Source organism: Gimesia sp. (assembly GCF_048262075.1).
Taxonomy (GTDB): domain Bacteria; phylum Planctomycetota; class Planctomycetia; order Planctomycetales; family Planctomycetaceae; genus Gimesia.
On sequence record NZ_JBLXFK010000008.1, the window covers coordinates 257638 to 275927 of the forward strand.

Sequence of the window (18290 nt, forward strand, 5' to 3'; positions counted from 1 at the left end):
GAGACGCGCAGGAGCAGCCACTCAACCGAATTTTAACGCAGCACAGTTGAATGACAGTAAGATTGATCTGACCCCTTTTCTATCTGCCTGTTATAGACCAACGTCAAAGTACGCACAAATCGAAAAATGACAGTGCCATTCAGGCCTGCCCCTTTTCTTCCGGGTAAAGTACCGTATAATGATGCCCATGAGTTTCTTCGATATCACCGGCATCCTCGTGGCCCTTGCAGCGGCCTTCGCGTTCATCAACCATAAACTGCTCAAGCTGCCAACGACGGTGGGCTTGATGCTGCTGGCCATGCTGCACGCGGTCGCCCTGCTGCTGATTGATTGGATCGTACCGGGGGCCTATGTGCTCACCGCGGCCGAAACACTCATGGGCTCGATCGACTTCGACCAGACGCTGATGCAGGGGATGCTCGGCTACCTGCTCTTTGCCGGGGCGTTACATGTCAACCTCAACGACCTCAAGAAACAAACTGCGGTCATCGCCCTGCTCGCAACCATCGGCGTCCTCGCCACGACGTTCATCGTCGGCGGGCTCACCTACGTCATCACCGGCTGGCTCGGCATTGAAGTCCGTTTCATCTACTGTCTGATCTTCGGCTCGATCGTCGCTCCCACCGACCCGATCGCGGTCCTGGGGATCTTCAAGAGTCTCGGCGCACCCAAGTCGTTGGAGACCAAGATCGCCGGTGAATCGCTGTTTAACGATGGTGTGGGCGTGGTGGTGTTTATTGCGCTCCTGGGCATCGCAGGGTTGGGTGGGCATGATGAGTCGCCTGTAGACCTAAATAAGCCGGATGAGTCTAATCGCATCGTTCAGCAGAGCGCAGGTGAACTTCCGCACGATGTTCAAAAAAGCAGGGAGCAGGCAGAGACGAAACCTGTCGACGTCGCGAAGCTCTTTGCCCTCGAAGCGGGCGGCGGGATTGCGCTGGGCTTTGTGCTGGGACTGCTCGCGTTCTTTCTGCTGCGATCAATTGATCATTACGCGACGGAGATTTTACTTTCGCTGGCGGTGGTGACGGGCGGATATGCGCTGGCGATGAAGCTGCATCTGTCCGGGCCGTTGGCAATGGTGGTCGCGGGGCTGATCCTGGGTAACCATGGCCGCACGTTGGCGATGTCCGATAAAACGCGCGAGCACCTGGACACGTTCTGGGAGCTGGTGGACGAACTGCTCAACGCAGTGCTGTTTGTGTTGATCGGGCTGGAGGTCCTGGTGCTGTCGTTCAAGGGGCAGTACCTGCTGGCCGGGGCGCTGGCAATCCCCGCAGCGCTGCTGGCGCGGTTCCTGTCCGTAGGCACGGTGATGACTATTTTGAAGAAGGTGACCGGCCGGGAATTCACGCCGCACGCGATCAAGGTCATGACCTGGGGCGGCCTGCGTGGCGGAATCAGTGTTGCCCTCGCGCTCTCGCTCAAGGAAGAGATCCACGCCCGGCAATCGCAGTACGACAACGTCGGTGAACTCATCCTGACCATGACCTACGTCGTCGTCGCCTTCTCAATCCTCGTCGGCGGGCTGAGCATTGGGCCGATGCTCAGCCGGCTGGGCCTCACGGGGCAGGGCAAAACAGACGCCCCATAACTACTGATCGCAACCTGCTCGCGGGGTTCGGTTCGACTCAAACCGTCAACCCGATCTCAGGATCTTCAGGCCGCGCGAGGATAGGGCGTAAGCCTGTCACTTAACTGTCCCCATACTACGAGCTACCGCAGATAAACAAGAAGATAAAAAGGGTTCAGGAGTCAAACAAATAATTCCTGAACCCTTAAATCTTGCCCACATAACAAAAATCGAAACGGAGACGGCTACAGGAGCTGATTTCCTTAATTATCGATGCTTACGCTTGATTCTGCGCACCTGGATATTAACAATTGAACATTCTTATTCTGTACTATACATCCAGCATTGGCGGGCCACAATGAATCGAGACGCGCAGGGTCAGCCACTCAACCGAACTTTTAATGTACCGCGGTAGCATGACAGGAAGAATGATGAACTGAAGAGGGAATCGGGGTCTGACCCCTTTAAATCCCTTCGTTTTGATGAGTTCTTTGCAGAGAGTAGACGTTACTCCCGTTAATTCTTTATTTATATATGTCGGCCCATTGGAGAAAGGTTATGAACGATAGAGAAAAAGTGGTTAAGGTTCGATGTTCCAAATGTGGGCATGGTTACAGAAACCATTTAGTATTGTTTGAAACGAAGAAAGAGTATGGTGATCCAGATACTGGTTGGACTCATGATGAATTCAATCAGTTAATACAATGTATGGGATGTGATACATTTAGATATCGGCGATTTAGAATCGAACTAGAGTACAATCCGCCAGATCATCGAAGTGATCCGTATGATATTCAGATTTACCCAAACGATGAATCTGAGTCTGAATTACGCAAACCAATTCAGTTTGGGGACAATTTTGAAGAAGAACAACCTTTAGTCCCAGAAAACGTATGGAAGATGTACCGAGAAACAATTGATTGTTTCAATGTGAATGCAAGGACAATGGCTGGAGGTGGGCTTCGGGCTACTGTAGAAGCAATCTGTCTTAGCCAAAAGATTAACAATGGGAATTTGCAGAAAAAAATTGATGAATTGGCAAAACGCAATTTACTAACAAAGGCACAAGCAGATTTACTTCATGAAGAACGATATATTGGAAATTCTGCTTTACATGAAATGACCACTCCATCAAGTCAGGATATAGAGGATGGTTTAGAAATTGTTGAAGGATTGATTAATACAATTTATATATTGCCGACAAAGGCTGAGGCACTTAGGAAACGTAGAACTACAATGAGTAAATCTAAAAAGAGTACAAAGAAGCTAACATCACAGAAGTCAAACACTCGCAAAAAAACTTGAAACATATCTAACGGGCAAAAGGGGGGCTGAAGTGGAAACAGAGTCGCTGAAACTTTTAATACTTCCCTAATTATTTTAGTACTTCTTGCCATCTTTCAAGATGAGTAGTGCCTCCGCTAAGTGTGGTTTGTGTTCCCCATAGTTCTGCTGCAGCCTTCAATTTGCCGATTATTTCCTCGTTACTTGCCGATTTAATCCAGTCGCGTTCTGCGATTCTTGAAAGGAGAAAGTGATAACGACAACGTTTTGCTGCAGCTGGTGTCTGTGCTAGTCTTTTAGATTTTGGGGTAGATCGATGCATTTCACCAAACTCTGCGAAAGCATGTATTTCATCAGAAATAATCCCTTTACAAATTACGCACCCACAGACTTTTTTATAGAAATCTTTGGGGGTTTTAATCTCTAATGAATCAAAGCACCGTTCAATTTGAGGTACTCCAAATCGCCTGCGAACCTGTGGAAGGTAGTAACGAACTGTGGGGGTAGACTGCCCAATTATAGGAATAACATCCTTTTGTTCGCCATAACCTACACCATGACTGAGGCCTGAAAGGCCATGTTTACTAAGAGCCATACTAAAAAAACCACCATGTCGACTATAAACAGAAACCTTGTCACTTAATGTTTCTACTAAATTTCGAAAAGCGGTCAAGTGCTCAATGCTTGCAGAATCTTCCTGAAAAGCACTAAACCAAAACCAAACTCCCTTCACACCAGTACTTGGTAGCTCTGCCTTGATTCGTTCGATGAATTTCTTATTTAACAGAAAAGAGGAATCAGCACAGATCATTATATGGACGGGATGCGATGTGATATTTCTGGCAGTGGTAGTAGCTAATCTGAGATTAAGATCAAGCCATTCGTTCTCATTGCTAGGTTCGATGTAGAAGTAAGGTGCATAAACAGCGACTGGTCTTGGTACTTTATCAATAAATTGTACTAATTCAGAATCTGATGAAAATTCCTCTGCGATTCTGTGCAACTGGTATTCAGCAACTTGACTACATGCAGATTCTATATTTGAGTTATTGAAATCGTTCCAAGTAACAGATGAATTTCTTTCTAGTGCCTCTGCAAATGGATCGCCAAGCTGATTTGCTAATTTACTATATGATCTTTTGTAATCGCGTATTAGTTCACCATTTCGTTTTTGATCAGATTTTATCCAATCTAGATCACGTCGTAATACTCCTTTTCTGTCTGCATATTCTCCGAAGGCATAAGTCATAGGGTCTATGTAAAAAGGAAGCTCCCTTTTTTTACCACCGAACCTAACCAAAAGACTAGCTGTTGCTCCAGGTGTAGCTTCAACTAAATTGGCATTGACCGCCAAACCATCAAAAAAACGCAGGGTCTTATCGAAGTATTCTTTTTCAGCATGAGTTCCCAAACGTAGGATCAAATTTGGTTCAACAACTGGCATCATTCAGTTCCCATTAATAGGTCAATGTAATGATCACGGTAATGGGGACGAACAACTGGTGAGGGAAGTGGTTCAATTATTTGGCGACAGCGTCCTGTTTCAAAGACACTAATCAAACCAATACCGTTTTCTTGAAGCAAAGATATATCGACTTTAGCGATGTTTATAGAGGGAAGTGCAATGTAAACGAAATCCGCGCAAAGCTGGTAAATACTTGCTTGTTCAAAAGCTCTTTTCCATTTAGACAATTTCAACTCTACAGCCACAGTGCTCCCTAATTTTTGCGAAAACCCAAAAAGGTCAATTCGATATTCGTAAAATGGCAATTCGTCATATTGACGTCTGAACGTTTTGCGTCTTTGATAATTAGCAACTGGTTCGAGCAAATTTGATTCAAGATCAAAGCTCAGCATATTTTAACCTCACGGATACTATTGTTCGGTAATGAATTAATCGAAATATGACAGATATAATTGCAGACATAATTGCTAATACAGAAATCGTGCTAAATGATGCAAGGACCCATAATGAAATATCAACTTTTGTTGCTTTGTCTATTAGAAATATAAAGCTCGAAAAAAGTTGCCAGCAGAACAAACCCAAAACAATATTTCTGAACGAATCAGTCCAGAAACACCATCTTTTGCTTGCATTAAAAAGCGAATGATAATCGCAAATGAATTCAATTCGATCCTCTAGAAAATCGCGAATGGATTCACGGTAAATTTCACTACCAACTGGATTTACTGAGCGTTCAACATAAGTTCCACCATTTGGTCCGAGAACCGGTGAAGGAACAGCACCCGGACTCTCAAAAACCGGATTTAAATTTATTTCTAGAGCTCTACAAATTTTTCTGCGTAGTTCTCGTAGTGTTTCGTTGTTCCCCTTGAGTGATGCAGCAAAGCCATCAGTTCGGTCACTGTAAGCATAGAAAGCTGCTAGTGATCCAAGTAATACAGCGACATGAATTCCGAGTAACAGTTCAATTAATTCGGAATGACACATTATTTATTTCGTCCTCGAAAAACCTGATCCTTAATTTCCGATTCTACGGTCATGTCTGGATACTTTTCATAGACATAATACAACAAATCAGATAGGGAGTATGTGCCATATTTCCGTTTGACGCGACGGATTCCTTCACTTAAAGGTTTGTATTCTTCAGATTCCAGAAGGGACTGTATCCGTTGCGTTCCTTCATCTGTAATTTTAAATCGACGTTCTTCAAAAGCATCAGCTGCAGCTATTCCATCCACAGCTTCATCATTGGAGTTCTCTGCCCCGTCACCGAGCAATTCTTCAAAATCGAGCAACTCTACTTCTGCTGCCTCTCCAAGAGTAGCATCAGCGGTCACTTCAGATTCAACAAATCCGAGGTTCTCTAAAAACTCCAAATCGTCATATAGTTTTGAAGAATATGGACCAGCCTTATATGCAGAAAAATCAAATCCATTTTCAGTAGGAGTCAGATTCTCCTCACGCTCCAATAAATAAAGAAGTTTTTGCAAACGTGTAATTCCACCGATGCCTTTAGCGATCTCGCCGTCTGGGTCTATTCCCAACATCAACAGGACAAGATTACGACGACTAATAGTGGGCATTAAGAGTCTCCTGGAGCTAAGTGCTTCCAATATGTTTGATTCTATGACTCATACAGTTGTACTCTGATTTCACATTTGAACATATGTACTAAAGTGCTATTGCTATGATTAGAATCTGTTTGTGAAACATTTTCAATAACTTAGTTGGATGCCTTTGAAATAATAAAGACTATTTCAGGAGATCCCATTTACTGATTTTAGAATGAATTTCCTATATCGATTATCGGTTTTTCTTACTGTTCACTACAGTGTTGTTATGAGCATGTTGGTCTTGAACTAACATTTAAGGACCGGGTAACAGCTATTGTCCGGTCATTGTTCCGTAAATATTCGCCCAGGAACGCGGTATCTCAAAATTGACGATATATACAGTAGGCTTCAGGTTTGAAGGTGTTCTACTTCCCGATCTTCACCTCGCCTGGCTGATGGCTTTCCGTATCATGAGCGGGTTATTGTTCTGGCTGCTTCCTGCTTGAATTTTATTTGGGCCAACCATTTTGTTGCTGGTGGAGGCTGGTTGCTCGATCACTGTTGGCGGGCCAACAGTGCCACACATGAGCTGATTGTGGGGGCAGACAGCGTTTTTTTTCTTTCCGAGCGTGAATTACTTAATTTCTGTTTTTCAATATCAATGTTAACCGCGGCTAACGCCGTGCGGCTGATTTTCTGGGGGTGATTCGTCAGCCGGTATGACTGATTAGCCGCAGGACATTCGCGTCGGTTGTCCCGCTTATCTAACAACAGTTCGAATTGAGAAACGCTATGGGTAAATGTGATGCGCTTCTGCTTCTGTTATGGAATGCTCGTGTTTTCGAATGGAAGGCCTGGAAGAAAATGAAAACTTTCTTTGTAACTTTGGGGGGACGGAAAAATGTTGTGCCAGTGGGTGAGATTTTCTTCAGGGGCGTGGGCAGGTCAAGAGCTGATGCTACAAAATTTGTGGCGATATTGGCTGACCTGTGCCGACACGGGGGCGATGCCGGGGCGTTCCGTTGTGACAGGGGCGCGATGTGTGGCGATACACAGAGAATGTTTGAGCAGCTTTGGTTCAAAATGGTTCTGAAACAGGGGACTTTTATAGTGCGAATCTTCTCAGTGGTTCGGGTTGATCAACTGCAAAAATACTGGACCACGCGCGCGACACACTTATAAGCGGGAATGATGGGAAACGGCGGGCAAGCGTCAAGAGGAATCTTTTCAGTAGCGACTCACTTTATACAGCACTATTTTATCAGGTGAACTCAGGGAGGAGTGACCAGATGCGCGTCTTCAAACATCAATTGAGTATTGTCTGCCTTTCAACAGCGGGCTGTCTTACGTTTTTTGCCGATGGTGCCGCGCTGCTGAACTTTGTGAATGTAGTCGACGGCGGCGGGGACTTTGCAGGCGGTCTGACCCATATCGACCGAGACAGTGCCGATCTTTTCAGCAGTGCGCAACGCGACGTCGGTCAGGCTGCTGACATAACAGCCGGTGGAAATCACAAAGCCGTTCATGGCGTAGCGCACCATGTTGGGTTGCTGATGAATCGTCTGGGCGACCTGTTTGAGCAGTCGCTTGAGTTCGGGCAGGTCGAGGTCGGCGTCGTCTTTGATCGAAACGAGATTACTGAGCGTTGTCCAGCCTGTCTGGGCTTTGGCTTCTTTGCTGGCCGTGATCCATTCCAGTGCCAGTTCGTTACCGTAACGACTTTCGGCGGTCACTCCCGCGACAACGGTGCCACAATGGGTGATGCAGTTGGCTTTGCTCAACCAGCGACGCAGGTCTTTCTTTGTCATGCGGTCGGCGTCGGCGATCAGGCCGGCGAGGTACTGTGCGTCGTAATTCCCGGTGTCGTACAGATCGAGGGCCAACTGGTAATCGGTTTTGATCTGCTTCTGCAGAACTTTCAGTTCGGCGATTTTGACGCCAAACACAGGTTCGCAGGCGCCGTGGTTCATCAGGACTCTTTTGGTGGATTCGCTTCCCAGGTCTTCCAGCTGCGCGATGATTTCGGTGACGGTCATCTTGATTCTCCTGTAGCGAGAGAACGTGTTGACTGCTTACGCGAGAATATCTTTGATCAGGTGGTCTTCGTCGGCGGGGCCGATGAGACGCTGGTCGAGTCCCTGGTAGGGGAAATTGAATTTGCGGGCTTCGAATCCGGTGAGGTGCAGGATGGTGGACTGCAGATCGCGGACGCTGGTTTTGTTTTCGGCGACGAAGTAACCGAGTTCGTCAGTCTGGCCGTAGGAGAAGCCTTTTTTGATGCCTCCGCCGGCCATCCAGATGGTGTAGCAGTGGGGGTGATGGTCGCGTCCGAGGAACTTGGAGCCGTTGCGTTCTTCGTTCATAGAGGTTCTGCCGAACTCTCCACTCCAGACAACCAGCGTTTCATCGAGCAGTCCGCGCTGTTTGAGATCGGAGATCAACGCGTAGAGGGGGCGGTCGATGTCTTTGGCTTTCTTGGGGACGGCGGTCATCAGGTCGTTGCCTTTCCCGGTGCCGTGCATGTCCCAGCCGTAATCGAAGAGCTGGATGAAGCGGACGCCGCGTTCGACCATGCGACGGGCGAGCAGACAGTTGTTGGCGAACGAAGGGGCGCCGCCGGTCGTGCCATATTGTGCGTGGGTTTCTTTGGTTTCGCTGGCGAGGTCGACGGCTTCGGGAACCGACATCTGCATGCGGAACGCGAGTTCGTACTGGTTGATGCGGGTGAGGGTTTCGGGGTTGCCGAACTGTTTGAGTTCGAATTCATTCAGCGACTTGAGGGCATCCAGGCTGCGTCTGCGGACATCGCGGTTGATGCCTTTGGGATTGGAGACGTAGAGGATGGGGTCGCCTGTGGTGCGACATTGTACGCCTTGATAGACGGAAGGGAGGAAGCCGCTGCCCCAGAGACTTTTTCCGCCACTGGGATCGCTGCCGCCACTGAGCAGAACCATGAAGCCGGGGAGGTTCTTGTTTTCAGAACCGAGTCCGTAGGTGATCCAGGAACCCATCGAGGCGCCGCCGAAACGGGGGGAGCCGGTGTAGAGGAACAGTTGGGCGGGCGCGTGATTGAACTGGTCGGTGTGCATCGATTTGATGACGGTGATTTCATCGGCGACCTGCTGGAAGTTAGGGAGCAGTTCGCTCATCCAGGTTCCACTCTCGCCGTACTGTTTGAATTTGTAGGGGGTCCCCAGCATCTTGGGGTGCCCTTTGATGAAGGGGAAGCCACGACCTTTGAGGAACGAATCGGGACAGGGCTGCATGTTGCGTTTGATGAGTTCGGGTTTGTAGTCGAACAGTTCCTGCTGTGGAGGGGAGCCGGCCATGTGCAGAAAGATGACGCTTTTGGCTTTGGTCGGCAGCCGATACGCGGGGAGTTCGGCATCTTGTTTGGCAGGCGTACTGGCGGCGAGGGGCTGGTTCTCGGCGAGCAAAGCGCCCAGCGCGAGAGAACCGATGCCGGTGGAACCCTGGGCGAGGAAATGTCGTCGGGTGACTGCCTGCAGCTGTTGTTGTTTGAGATTCATGATTTATCCTTTGGTGAGCACACCATCCATATTGAGCAGTACATTGGCGATGATTGTCCAGGCAGCGAGCTCGGCTTTGTCGTATTGAGCGGAAATCGGTTTCAGCGGGTTCTCCAGAAGTTTCTCTGCTTCTTCGGGATGGGCTTTGTAAAACGCGAGTTCCGATTCGTAGAGTTTCAGCAGCGGTTCAATCTGTTCGGGCTGGGGAGGACGAACCAGGCAGAGTTGCAATCCATATTCAATGCGGGCTTGTGGCGAGTCTCCCGAGAGGAAGAGGCGTTCGCCGAGTGCCTGGGCGATTTCGATGAAGACGGGGTCGTTCATGGTGATCATCGCCTGCAGTGGCGTGTTGGTGCTGATGCGTCGGATCGTACAGATTTCGCGACTGGGGGCATCGAAGGTGGCCATGGACGGATAGGGGACGGTTCGGCGCCAGAAGGTGTAAAGTCCGCGACGAAAGCGGTCATTATCTTTACTGGTAGCCCATGTTCGCTGACCGTTGAACGCGGCCCGCCAGATGCCTTCGGGTTGAACGGGGTAGACGGAGGGGCCGCCGAGTTTTCGGTTAAGCAGGCCACTCAGGGCGAGTGCCTGGTCGCGGATCATTTCAGCTTCCAGTCGATAACGGGCGCCCCGCGAGAGCAGACGGTTGTTGGGATCTTGCTGCAGATGCACGGGCAGGGTGGTGGAATCCTGCCTGTAAGTGCTGGACATGACGATGGTTTTGAGGAGTGCTTTCATGTCCCAGCCGTTACTGACGAATTCGGTGGCGAGCCAGTCGAGGAGTTGCGGATGACTGGGGAGTTCGCCTTGCGTGCCGAAATCTTCTTCGGTGACGACGAGTCCTTTGCCGAACAGTTGAGACCAGAGGCGATTGACGGCGACACGGGCGGTTAACGGATTTTTAGGATCGGTGAGCCATTGGGCGACGGCGATCCGGTTCGCGGGTGTTTTTGGGGGAAGCGAGTTGAAGGAACTGAGCACAGCGGGTTCCACGCGATCGCCGGGAGTAAGGAAGCTGCCTCGGACCATGATGTGGGTTTCGCGCTGTTTGTCGGCCGGGAGTTCCTGCATGACGGGGAGTTGCGGATAAACGGGCTTGGCTTTATTCAATTTGGCGATCTGATCTCGCGTTGGTTTCAAAGCAGGAGCGATGCTGCGGTAGTAGGCGGCGAGTTTGTTCTGGTCGGCGGGGCTGCGGTCTGCTGGTTTTGTGTCGACGATGGCGAGGAGGTCATCGCTGACTTTGAGTCGGGGTTCCAGTTTGGATTCTGTCGTATAGGAGAGTCGGAAATGTCCGAGGGCGTATTGAGGATCTTTATAGTTGTGAGCCAATGTGATGAGCAGACGCTGTTTGCCGGTGTCTGCGGTGGGTTTGTTTTCCAGGATGTAGTAAGCGGAGTTGGGTTTGCCGAACTGTGGCGCGATGCCCCAGCCTTTCTGATTCTTGCTGGCAGGATTGATGCTGGCGGTGACCGGGAAACCTGTCTGCGAGAAGGAAGCGAAGGCGCGGCGAACCGGGAGGGAACGTTCGTTCGAAACAGGCAGAGTGACCGACGGTTTAGGAGAGTCGGTGACAATGGTCTGCCAGACGACCTTGCGTTCGGCGTCGAGCAGGCTGACTTTGAAGTTGGCGAGACGTTCGCCGGAACCATCCGTGCGATTCCAGATGACAACGCGATCGAGCGGAGTATTTTCTTTCAATTTGAGTTCCCACCAGGGAGCGACTTCGGTGTTGGTATGAGTGGTGGATTTGGCATTGAAGAAGTGGCCGTCGGTATTGCCGTCAATCGCGAGACTGGCAGGGCCGTCATGTGTGGTGCTGGATTGAGTAGCGGTTCCCTGGCCGGCGATGTTCTGGTCATGCTGGAAGACCTGGACTTCAGCGAGCGAGAGGATCTGCTTCTGGGTTCCCTGTTGTTCGATACGCAGGAACTGTCCCTGCACGGGGGTGTCTGCTGCCAGTGGTTTGCTGGTGAGGCTGATTTCGGAGAGGACGAAGTTACCATCTGCGGCGCGGCCCGGTCCCTGAGCGGGCAGGCTGGGGTCGGGGAGTACTTCGAGTCGCAGGGCTTTGAGGGTCTGCAGATCGACCTGGGTTTCGATGGTGTAGGTTTCGTTGGAAGGGGGTCCGCTGGCGAGGAGGGACTGATCTTCCTGGATTTCAAGTTTCGTTTTATCGGAGGACGAAGTCGCGGCGAGCGGCGTCAGCGTCTGCCAGTCGGGTTTCGCCTGGAGAGTGGTTTCCCATTTCTGCTGGGCGGCAGCGAGTTCTGCGGTTGGTGTCTGCAGAATATTATTGAGGGCGGCGATTTCGGAATTGATGCGTTTGGTTTCCTGCAGCATCGCTTTAGTAGGAGCAGCGATGGTAGGGGCATCGGTGGGTTGGTCGTTGTCTGCAGTCTGATTGAAGAAGGCGTAGAGCTGATAGTATTCCTTCTGCGAGATCGGATCGTATTTATGAGTATGACATTTGGCACAACCCATGGTCAGGCCCATCCAGACCTGGATGGTGGTATCGACGCGATCGCTGACGGCGGCGACGCGGAATTCTTCATCATCGGTGCCGCCTTCGGTATTGGTCATCGAATTACGGTGGAAGGCGGTTGCGATCTGCTGTTCGAGTGTGGCTTCGGGGAGGAGATCGCCGGCCAGTTGTTCCAGCGTAAATTGATCGTAGGGCATGTTGTTGTTGAGTGCGGAGATGACCCAGTCGCGGTAACGCCAGATGGTCATGCGGAGGGGATCGGATCCGTAACCTTTGGAATCGGCATAACGGGCGAGGTCGAGCCATTTCCGGGCCCAGCGTTCGCCGTACGCGGGATCAGCTAAGCAGCGATCGACGAGTTTTTCGTAGGCGTCGGACGAGGTGTCGTTGATAAACTGATCGACTTCTGTCTGGGTAGGAGGCAGGCCACGGAGATCGAAACTGAGGCGGCGAATGAGAGTATAGCGATTGGCTTGCGGACTGGGTTTTAAGCCGGATGTTTCCAGTTTCGCGAGGATGAAGTGGTCGATGGGATTGGTCGGCCACTTCTGTTGTGTGATGTTCGGGAGTGGTGGACGTTCTGGATGAATGAAGGACCAGTGCCTTGAGTAGGGGGCGCCCTGGTTGATCCAGGCTTTGATCTTTGCGATCTGTGCTTCGGTCAGTTTTTCCCCGACATCGGGAGGGGGCATGACGGCGTCTTCATCAGTGGAAGTGATGCGCAGAAAGAGTTCGCTTTGCTCAGCCTTGTGGGGAATAATCGCATGTGCGTCGCTGGGGAGTTTGGCGATGGCGGCGGGACGCTCGTCGAGTCGGAGGTCGGCTTCGCGGGTGCCTTCATCGGGGCCGTGACAGTGAAAACAGTTTTTAGACAGGACCGGACGGATATCGCGATTGAAATCGACGTCGATATTGGTTGCGGATTTCCCTGGTACTTTTGTTGCGGGAGATTCCGCGTAGACCGCAGTGGTAGCGGTGATGAGCAGGAATGCGAGGCCTGCCTGAGAAACTGGTCTCAGGGAGAGATCAAACATGGGTATTCACCTTCGGGTAGGAATGCAAGGCGGGAGCGCAGGTGAATTGACACTCTTGCAGAGTCGCATCAGAGTGTCGCCTGATTCCCTTATTGCCATTTCAGGTTTGGTGACACCAGTCCGTCGGTCAGTAAGATCAACGGTAGCTGACGGTTTGGAAAACGGTCAGCAGGTAAGTTCAAATAAAGTAGGAGGCTCTAAAGCCACCTCTTATCTTAACTTCCGGAGTGAGCAGATGCAAGAAAATGTCCCGTTTTGCCGGGAGATGTTACTCACGAATGAACTCAGATCTCTGGGGTTATTCGATTCCCAGATTACGTTCGATATTACGGGCTTTGTTGCTCATGACGTATTTTTGCCACCAGCCATCAGGATCGGATTCTTTGGGGCGATCGCCGCGGGCTTCATCGCCGACATAGCTCCACTGGTCGATTTCCTCTTCTCCACTCCAGTCTGCGTCGAACGGTTTGGGTTTGAAGGCCCGCATGGTTTCGCGGTTCAGTTCTGAGATAGGCTGCATGATGGCATTACAACCGGCACCAATAAATAACACTGAAGAGAGGACGAGAGAGGTCAAAATCAACGATTTCATGAGATGTTCCTCCATACAATCCACGCCAGATGAGGACAAGCGGGTCCTCAACCGTTAAGATTGATGGTCACCTAATTTTAGATGTGATAATTGTTGAGTTGGGGAGATCCCCGTGAGAGAGAGTGCGGCATTTTAGTGATTTTGAAAACTGAGTCTACCCCTGTTTGAGACAGGGGACTCAGGTGTCTTTCAGCCCGGCTGTGAAGGAGTTTACGTGGATTCTGCTTTAGATGTACTTGTGGTGGCTCCGCATCCTGATGATGCGGAAATCAGTGTGGGAGGCACGATTCTGGCCTGCAAAGCTTCAGGGATGCGCGTGGGGGTTGTGGAGTTAACCAATGGTGAACCAACGCCTTATGGCAGCCCGGAGATCCGGAAACAGGAGACGGCTGCGTCTACCGCGGTCTTGGATCTGGACTGGCGTGCGAATCTGGGACTGCCGAACCGGAGTCTGGAGTCGAACCTGGAAGCACGGCGTGAGTTGGCGATTGTCTTTCGGACACAGCGTCCGCGGATTATTCTGGCTCCGTACTGGGAAGACGTGCATCCCGATCATGTGGCTGCCAGCCAGTTGGTGGATGCGGCTCGTTTCTGGGCAAAGCTGAGTAAAACGGATATGCCGGGGGAACGTTACTGGCCGCCTCAGATGTATTATTTCTGGAGTATCCACTTGCGGATTCATCCCAAGCCGAGCTTTGTTTTTGATATTTCTGAGTATATTGACCAGAAAATGCAGGCGGTGCAGTGTTATGAAAGCCAGCTGATTACAGGCCGCCCGACCGAACATCCGACCGTCTTGGACGACATCAAAGATCGAGCCCGGTACTGGGGCTGGACGATTCATCGGGCTTATGGTGAACCTTTTGCCAGTCGGGAAGAGATCGGAATTCAGAGTTTTCTACCATTAACGTCTGCGGAATGAGCGTAGAGATGGTTAGGTATGCTGATTTCGTCAATCGAGTCGTTACCGCTGCTTCGGGTGGAAAATAAGCCTGTCTGGTAGCTGAATTTTGGTTCAACCTTGAAAATTCGTACTTTCATCGGTTACACTTTGATGAAGAGTATTAAGAATGTCTTCGATTCCCAGCGTGTGGCAGGTGTGTTTTCAGATAAGTACGATCTGAATCCCTTTTCCAGAAACGATGCTGTTGTTTCGACCCCGCCTTGAATGTGCACAGTGCAACCCTACCTTCTGACAATATATATTGAGGAGAAAAAAGAAGATGTCTCAACAATCACGTCGCGAATTTCTTGAACAATCGATGTTTGCTGCAGCCGGTGCCGCTGCCTTGAGCACTTCGATTCCTCAGCTGTCAGCAGCCGAGTCACAGTCCAGCAGCCCCAACGAAAAACTGCGTGTCGCATTGCTGGGTGTGAATGGTCGTGGTCAATCTCACTTAAATGCCTTCGCTGGTCGCAAAGATACCGAGATCGTTGCCATTGTCGATCCTGACGAGAGCGTCGGAATGACGAAAGGGGTAGGTAATGTTTACAAGAAGACCGACAAAAAACCGGCTTACTACAAAGACCTGCGAAAAGCGTTTGACGACCAGGATATTGATATTGTCAGCATTGCGACTCCCAACCACTGGCATGCGCTGGGAGCGATCTGGGCCATTCAAGCTGGCAAAGATGTTTACTGCGAAAAACCGGTCAGTCACAATGTGAGTGAAGGCCGACGTATTGTAGAAGCAGCCCGCAAGTACAATAAAATTGTCCAGACAGGAACACAGTGCCGTTCACAACCTGGTCTGATTGACGCCGTGAAGTTTGTTAAAGCTGGTGGCATCGGTGAAGTCAAACTGGCCCGTGGTACCTGTTACAAACGTCGTAAATCAATCGGTCCCAAAGGGAACTACGATGTTCCTGCCAGCGTTGACTATGATCTGTGGCTCGGACCTGCACCGATGGCACAACTGACTCGTCAGCGATTCCATTACGACTGGCACTGGCAGACACCAACCGGTAACGGTGACCTGGGTAACCAGGGGATTCACCAGATGGATGTGGCCCGCTGGGGTCTGGGTGTCGATAACGTCGGCTCCAGCGTACAGGCATATGGTGGCCGACTGGGTTACACCGATGCCGGCGATGTTGCGAATACTCAGGTCAGCATTCACCAGTTTGGCGACAAGCGACTGGTTTTTGAAGTACGTGGTCTGGAAACAGATGCCTACCGTGGTGCCAAAGTAGGAGTGATCTTCTACGGAACCGATGGTTACGTTGTGATTCCTTCCTACAACAGTGCTTCTGCCTTCGACCTGGATGGAAAACTGATCAAGAAATTCTCCGGCTCAGCAGACCACTTTGCGAACTTCGTAGACGCTGTTCGCAGCCGCAAGATCAGTGATCTGAATGCGGATATCGAAGAAGGTCACGTATCGAGTGCCCTGTGTCATCTGGGTAACATCTCTTACGAACTCGGCGAAAAAATGCCTGTGAAGGAAGTTGCCGGCGAGTTCAAGGGAGACAGCGAAGCTCTGGAGACACTGGGTCGCTTCCAGGATCATCTGGGCAACAACAAGCTCGACAAAACTGACACTGTGATCAGCATGGGCCCTAAACTGGAACTGGACAGCAAGTCAGAAACCTTCACCGGTGGGATGGCTTCCAAAGCAAATCCGATGTTGTCTCGTGAGTATCGTAAACCATTCGTGGTTCCGACATCAGCTAATCTGTAAGATTTGCTGACGAAAATAAGTATAGGCAGGCTCCTTCGTCTTAATGGCAGAGGAGCCTGTTTTTTTACAGCAGGGAAACTGTGGTTCAAGAATCCTGGTGATCCCGTTTATCTTCTGGCTCACGCGAGGATTTACTCAATAGCTGATACAGAGATGATTCGAGGAACTGTTGTGCGAGACGTTCGCCGACGTGTTCTTCTTCATCGACAATCACGTCTGCACCTGCTGCCAGAAGTTGCCAGTGATGCAGATGGTAACGGCAGCGAACATACAGCGAAGTTCCGGGCGCCATTTGACGCACCAGGTGAATGATCTGCCTGCCAATCGTGGGGCTGGGGAGGGTGATAATCACCAGTCGTGTGCGGTAGAGTCCCGCATGTTCGAGGACTTCGATTTGGGTTGCATCCCCCAACTGGGCATGCAATCCGTATTGCTTGGCGATCTGGAGGTTTTCGTGATTTAAATCGATGACGACGATTTTCTTCAAGCCTACCTGCAGCAGTTCGCCGGCGACCCGTTGACCGGCAGGGCCGAAGCCCAGAATGATGATGGAATCAGATTCCGTTTGGGAGACAGGTTCCTCTTCGATTATCGCTGGCGCTGCCAGGCCGTCTGCCTGCTTTGGTTTTCGCTGTGAAAAACGACGAATCAGTCCCGCTGCCCCCGGGGCCAGCTGAATCAGGTAAGGGGTTAGAATCAGGGTAGCGATGGTCGCGGCGATCATCGCGCGAAAAGTCGATTCAGAGAGGATGCTGCTGACTCCGGGTTCACCGCGGGCCACTGTCGCCAGCACGAATGAAAATTCACCCACCTGGGCCAGGCAGAGCCCTGTACCAAGGGCAAACTGCCACGGTTGACCACACAGGTACGCCAGTCCAAAAGTAATGACCAGTTTACCCAGGACGATTGCAGCGACCACCGCCAGTACGAGTCCAAAATGTTCGGCGATCCAGCCCAGGTCTGCGAACATGCCGACCGCGGCGAAGAACAGGGTGACGAGTACCGTTTTCAGCGGTTGGATATCGGCCCGGATTTGTGTGGCAAAGGGAGAGATTGCCAGCAGGACTCCGGCGACAAATGCACCGAGGGCAGGGCTGAGTCCCAGCTGATGCGCAGACCAGGCAGATCCTGCTGCCATCAGCATTGCGAGCAGAATCGGGAAATCACGGTTTCGCCGCAGAGAAGAAAGCTCTAGCACGCGGGGCAGGACAAAATTGAACAGCCCATAAAATACGACGACAAAGACAGCTGCCAGCAGCAACGAGAATCCCAACTGGATCATAACCTCCCCCGGAGTACCTCCGTTGAGCAGAGCTGTGACAATCAACATCAGCGGGATGACGGCGATATCCTGGACGAGCAGGATACCTAATGCAACTCGTCCATGGGGAGAGTCGAGTTCTGCACGATCATTCAACATGCGAACCACGCAGGCGGTACTGCTGAGTGCGATCATGGCTCCCACCGCCAGGGATTCTGCGATGGAAAAGCCGAATAGGGCAGTCACCGCTAATCCGGCCAGCAGGGTGAAAATGACCTGCAGAGAACCCGCGAGCAGCGGTACCCGTCCCAGTCGACGAAGGCGGGGGAGTGAGAATTCGAGGCCAATGGCAAACAACAGGAGTGCCACCCCCAGTTCTGCGAGATCAAAGATATCTTTTTGATTCGAAACCCAGCCAAGCAGATTTGGTCCGACCAGTGTTCCCGCTGCAATGTACCCGAGCAGTGCGCTCTGCCTCAGTTGTTCGGCGATCGTACCCAGTAGCAACGCTGCCCCCAGCAGGACCAGGATTCCTGCCAGGGAATTCCACATGGTTCCATCTGCCACGGCGAGAACAGAAAAAGATTCAGGCAGTAAACTGCAGCAGGGAAAATAAAACATCGCTGGCGTATCCTTGGACTCTCACAACATCCGTGTCTGGTAATCAATCCGCGCCTGTCATTGTAGACCTGTCGATCGGGTGGGCCAACTGACTGATTTGGGAATTCCAATTTCATCTGGTCGATTGATGGCGGTGAGTGGCACAGGATTATAGGGGATGATACTGAATCCTGTCATCCGATCCTTGCCTCTCTTTTCGAAACAGACG

At 50.9% G+C, this 18290-nt stretch carries 13 protein-coding genes; 4 read left to right on the forward strand and 9 right to left on the reverse strand.

Annotated features, from left to right (window positions below; genetic code table 11):
- The first annotated feature begins 187 nt into the window (after window positions 1-187).
- Window positions 188-1594, forward strand: coding sequence for a cation:proton antiporter (locus tag ACN0YH_RS17245; protein WP_417380861.1), 1407 nt, complete (start codon window positions 188-190; stop codon window positions 1592-1594).
- A 537-nt stretch (window positions 1595-2131) separates the two neighbouring features.
- A complete protein-coding gene (locus tag ACN0YH_RS17250) occupies window positions 2132-2878 on the forward strand; it encodes a DUF4145 domain-containing protein (protein WP_417380821.1) in 747 nt (248 codons plus the stop codon).
- A gap of 70 nt (window positions 2879-2948) precedes the next feature.
- On the opposite strand, the gene ACN0YH_RS17255 is transcribed toward ACN0YH_RS17250, so the two are convergent.
- From ACN0YH_RS17255 to ACN0YH_RS17290, 8 genes are all read right to left on the reverse strand, one after another.
- On the reverse strand, window positions 2949-4304 hold the full coding sequence (locus ACN0YH_RS17255) for a hypothetical protein (protein ID WP_417380822.1): 1356 nt from the start codon (window positions 4302-4304) through the stop codon (window positions 2949-2951).
- Window positions 4301-4714, reverse strand: a complete 414-nt coding sequence (locus ACN0YH_RS17260; RefSeq protein ID WP_002645525.1) for a hypothetical protein — start codon at window positions 4712-4714, stop codon at window positions 4301-4303. Before ACN0YH_RS17260 ends, ACN0YH_RS17255 begins: the two co-directional genes overlap by 4 nt.
- Window positions 4701-5309 (reverse strand): hypothetical protein, encoded by a 609-nt coding sequence (locus ACN0YH_RS17265; protein WP_149303050.1) that lies wholly within the window; start codon window positions 5307-5309, stop codon window positions 4701-4703. Before ACN0YH_RS17265 ends, ACN0YH_RS17260 begins: the two co-directional genes overlap by 14 nt.
- Complete coding sequence (locus ACN0YH_RS17270; protein ID WP_052301238.1) at window positions 5309-5905, reverse strand: hypothetical protein; 597 nt, start codon at window positions 5903-5905, stop codon at window positions 5309-5311. Before ACN0YH_RS17270 ends, ACN0YH_RS17265 begins: the two co-directional genes overlap by 1 nt.
- A gap of 1298 nt (window positions 5906-7203) precedes the next feature.
- On the reverse strand, window positions 7204-7911 hold the full coding sequence (locus tag ACN0YH_RS17275; protein WP_417380823.1) for a DNA alkylation repair protein: 708 nt from the start codon (window positions 7909-7911) through the stop codon (window positions 7204-7206).
- 36 nt (window positions 7912-7947) lie between these two features.
- Complete coding sequence (locus ACN0YH_RS17280) at window positions 7948-9405, reverse strand: DUF1501 domain-containing protein (RefSeq protein ID WP_417380824.1); 1458 nt, start codon at window positions 9403-9405, stop codon at window positions 7948-7950.
- Window positions 9406-9408: 3 nt separating this feature from the next.
- Window positions 9409-12927: a DUF1553 domain-containing protein gene (locus ACN0YH_RS17285; RefSeq protein ID WP_417380825.1), complete on the reverse strand. Its 3519-nt coding sequence runs from the start codon at window positions 12925-12927 to the stop codon at window positions 9409-9411.
- Between the two features lie 298 nt (window positions 12928-13225).
- Entirely contained in the window at window positions 13226-13519 is a 294-nt protein-coding gene (locus ACN0YH_RS17290) for a hypothetical protein (protein WP_417380826.1), read from the reverse strand.
- A 214-nt stretch (window positions 13520-13733) separates the two neighbouring features.
- Here ACN0YH_RS17290 and bshB1 point away from each other — a divergent pair, with 214 nt between their 5' ends.
- Complete coding sequence (gene bshB1, locus ACN0YH_RS17295; protein ID WP_417380827.1) at window positions 13734-14441, forward strand: bacillithiol biosynthesis deacetylase BshB1; 708 nt, start codon at window positions 13734-13736, stop codon at window positions 14439-14441.
- Between the two features lie 301 nt (window positions 14442-14742).
- Window positions 14743-16200, forward strand: a complete 1458-nt coding sequence (locus tag ACN0YH_RS17300; protein ID WP_417380828.1) for a Gfo/Idh/MocA family protein — start codon at window positions 14743-14745, stop codon at window positions 16198-16200.
- 85 nt (window positions 16201-16285) lie between these two features.
- Here the strand turns inward: ACN0YH_RS17300 and ACN0YH_RS17305 are convergent, their stop codons facing one another.
- Window positions 16286-18082: a cation:proton antiporter gene (locus tag ACN0YH_RS17305; protein WP_417380829.1), complete on the reverse strand. Its 1797-nt coding sequence runs from the start codon at window positions 18080-18082 to the stop codon at window positions 16286-16288.
- Between the last annotated feature and the right edge of the window lie 208 nt (window positions 18083-18290).

Bases quoted from the DNA above. Each gene is read 5' to 3' on its own strand.
- ACN0YH_RS17265 (WP_149303050.1), bottom strand. From the start codon at position 5,309: ATGTGTCATTCCGAATTAATTGAACTGTTACTCGGAATTCATGTCGCT.
- ACN0YH_RS17245 (WP_417380861.1), top strand. From the start codon at position 188: ATGAGTTTCTTCGATATCACCGGCATCCTCGTGGCCCTTGCAGCGGCC.
- ACN0YH_RS17270 (WP_052301238.1), bottom strand. From the start codon at position 5,905: ATGCCCACTATTAGTCGTCGTAATCTTGTCCTGTTGATGTTGGGAATA.
- ACN0YH_RS17290 (WP_417380826.1), bottom strand. From the start codon at position 13,519: ATGAAATCGTTGATTTTGACCTCTCTCGTCCTCTCTTCAGTGTTATTT.
- ACN0YH_RS17305 (WP_417380829.1), bottom strand. From the start codon at position 18,082: ATGTTTTATTTTCCCTGCTGCAGTTTACTGCCTGAATCTTTTTCTGTT.
- ACN0YH_RS17255 (WP_417380822.1), bottom strand. From the start codon at position 4,304: ATGATGCCAGTTGTTGAACCAAATTTGATCCTACGTTTGGGAACTCAT.
- ACN0YH_RS17250 (WP_417380821.1), top strand. From the start codon at position 2,132: ATGAACGATAGAGAAAAAGTGGTTAAGGTTCGATGTTCCAAATGTGGG.
- ACN0YH_RS17285 (WP_417380825.1), bottom strand. From the start codon at position 12,927: ATGTTTGATCTCTCCCTGAGACCAGTTTCTCAGGCAGGCCTCGCATTC.
- ACN0YH_RS17280 (WP_417380824.1), bottom strand. From the start codon at position 9,405: ATGAATCTCAAACAACAACAGCTGCAGGCAGTCACCCGACGACATTTC.
- ACN0YH_RS17300 (WP_417380828.1), top strand. From the start codon at position 14,743: ATGTCTCAACAATCACGTCGCGAATTTCTTGAACAATCGATGTTTGCT.
- ACN0YH_RS17275 (WP_417380823.1), bottom strand. From the start codon at position 7,911: ATGACCGTCACCGAAATCATCGCGCAGCTGGAAGACCTGGGAAGCGAA.
- ACN0YH_RS17260 (WP_002645525.1), bottom strand. From the start codon at position 4,714: ATGCTGAGCTTTGATCTTGAATCAAATTTGCTCGAACCAGTTGCTAAT.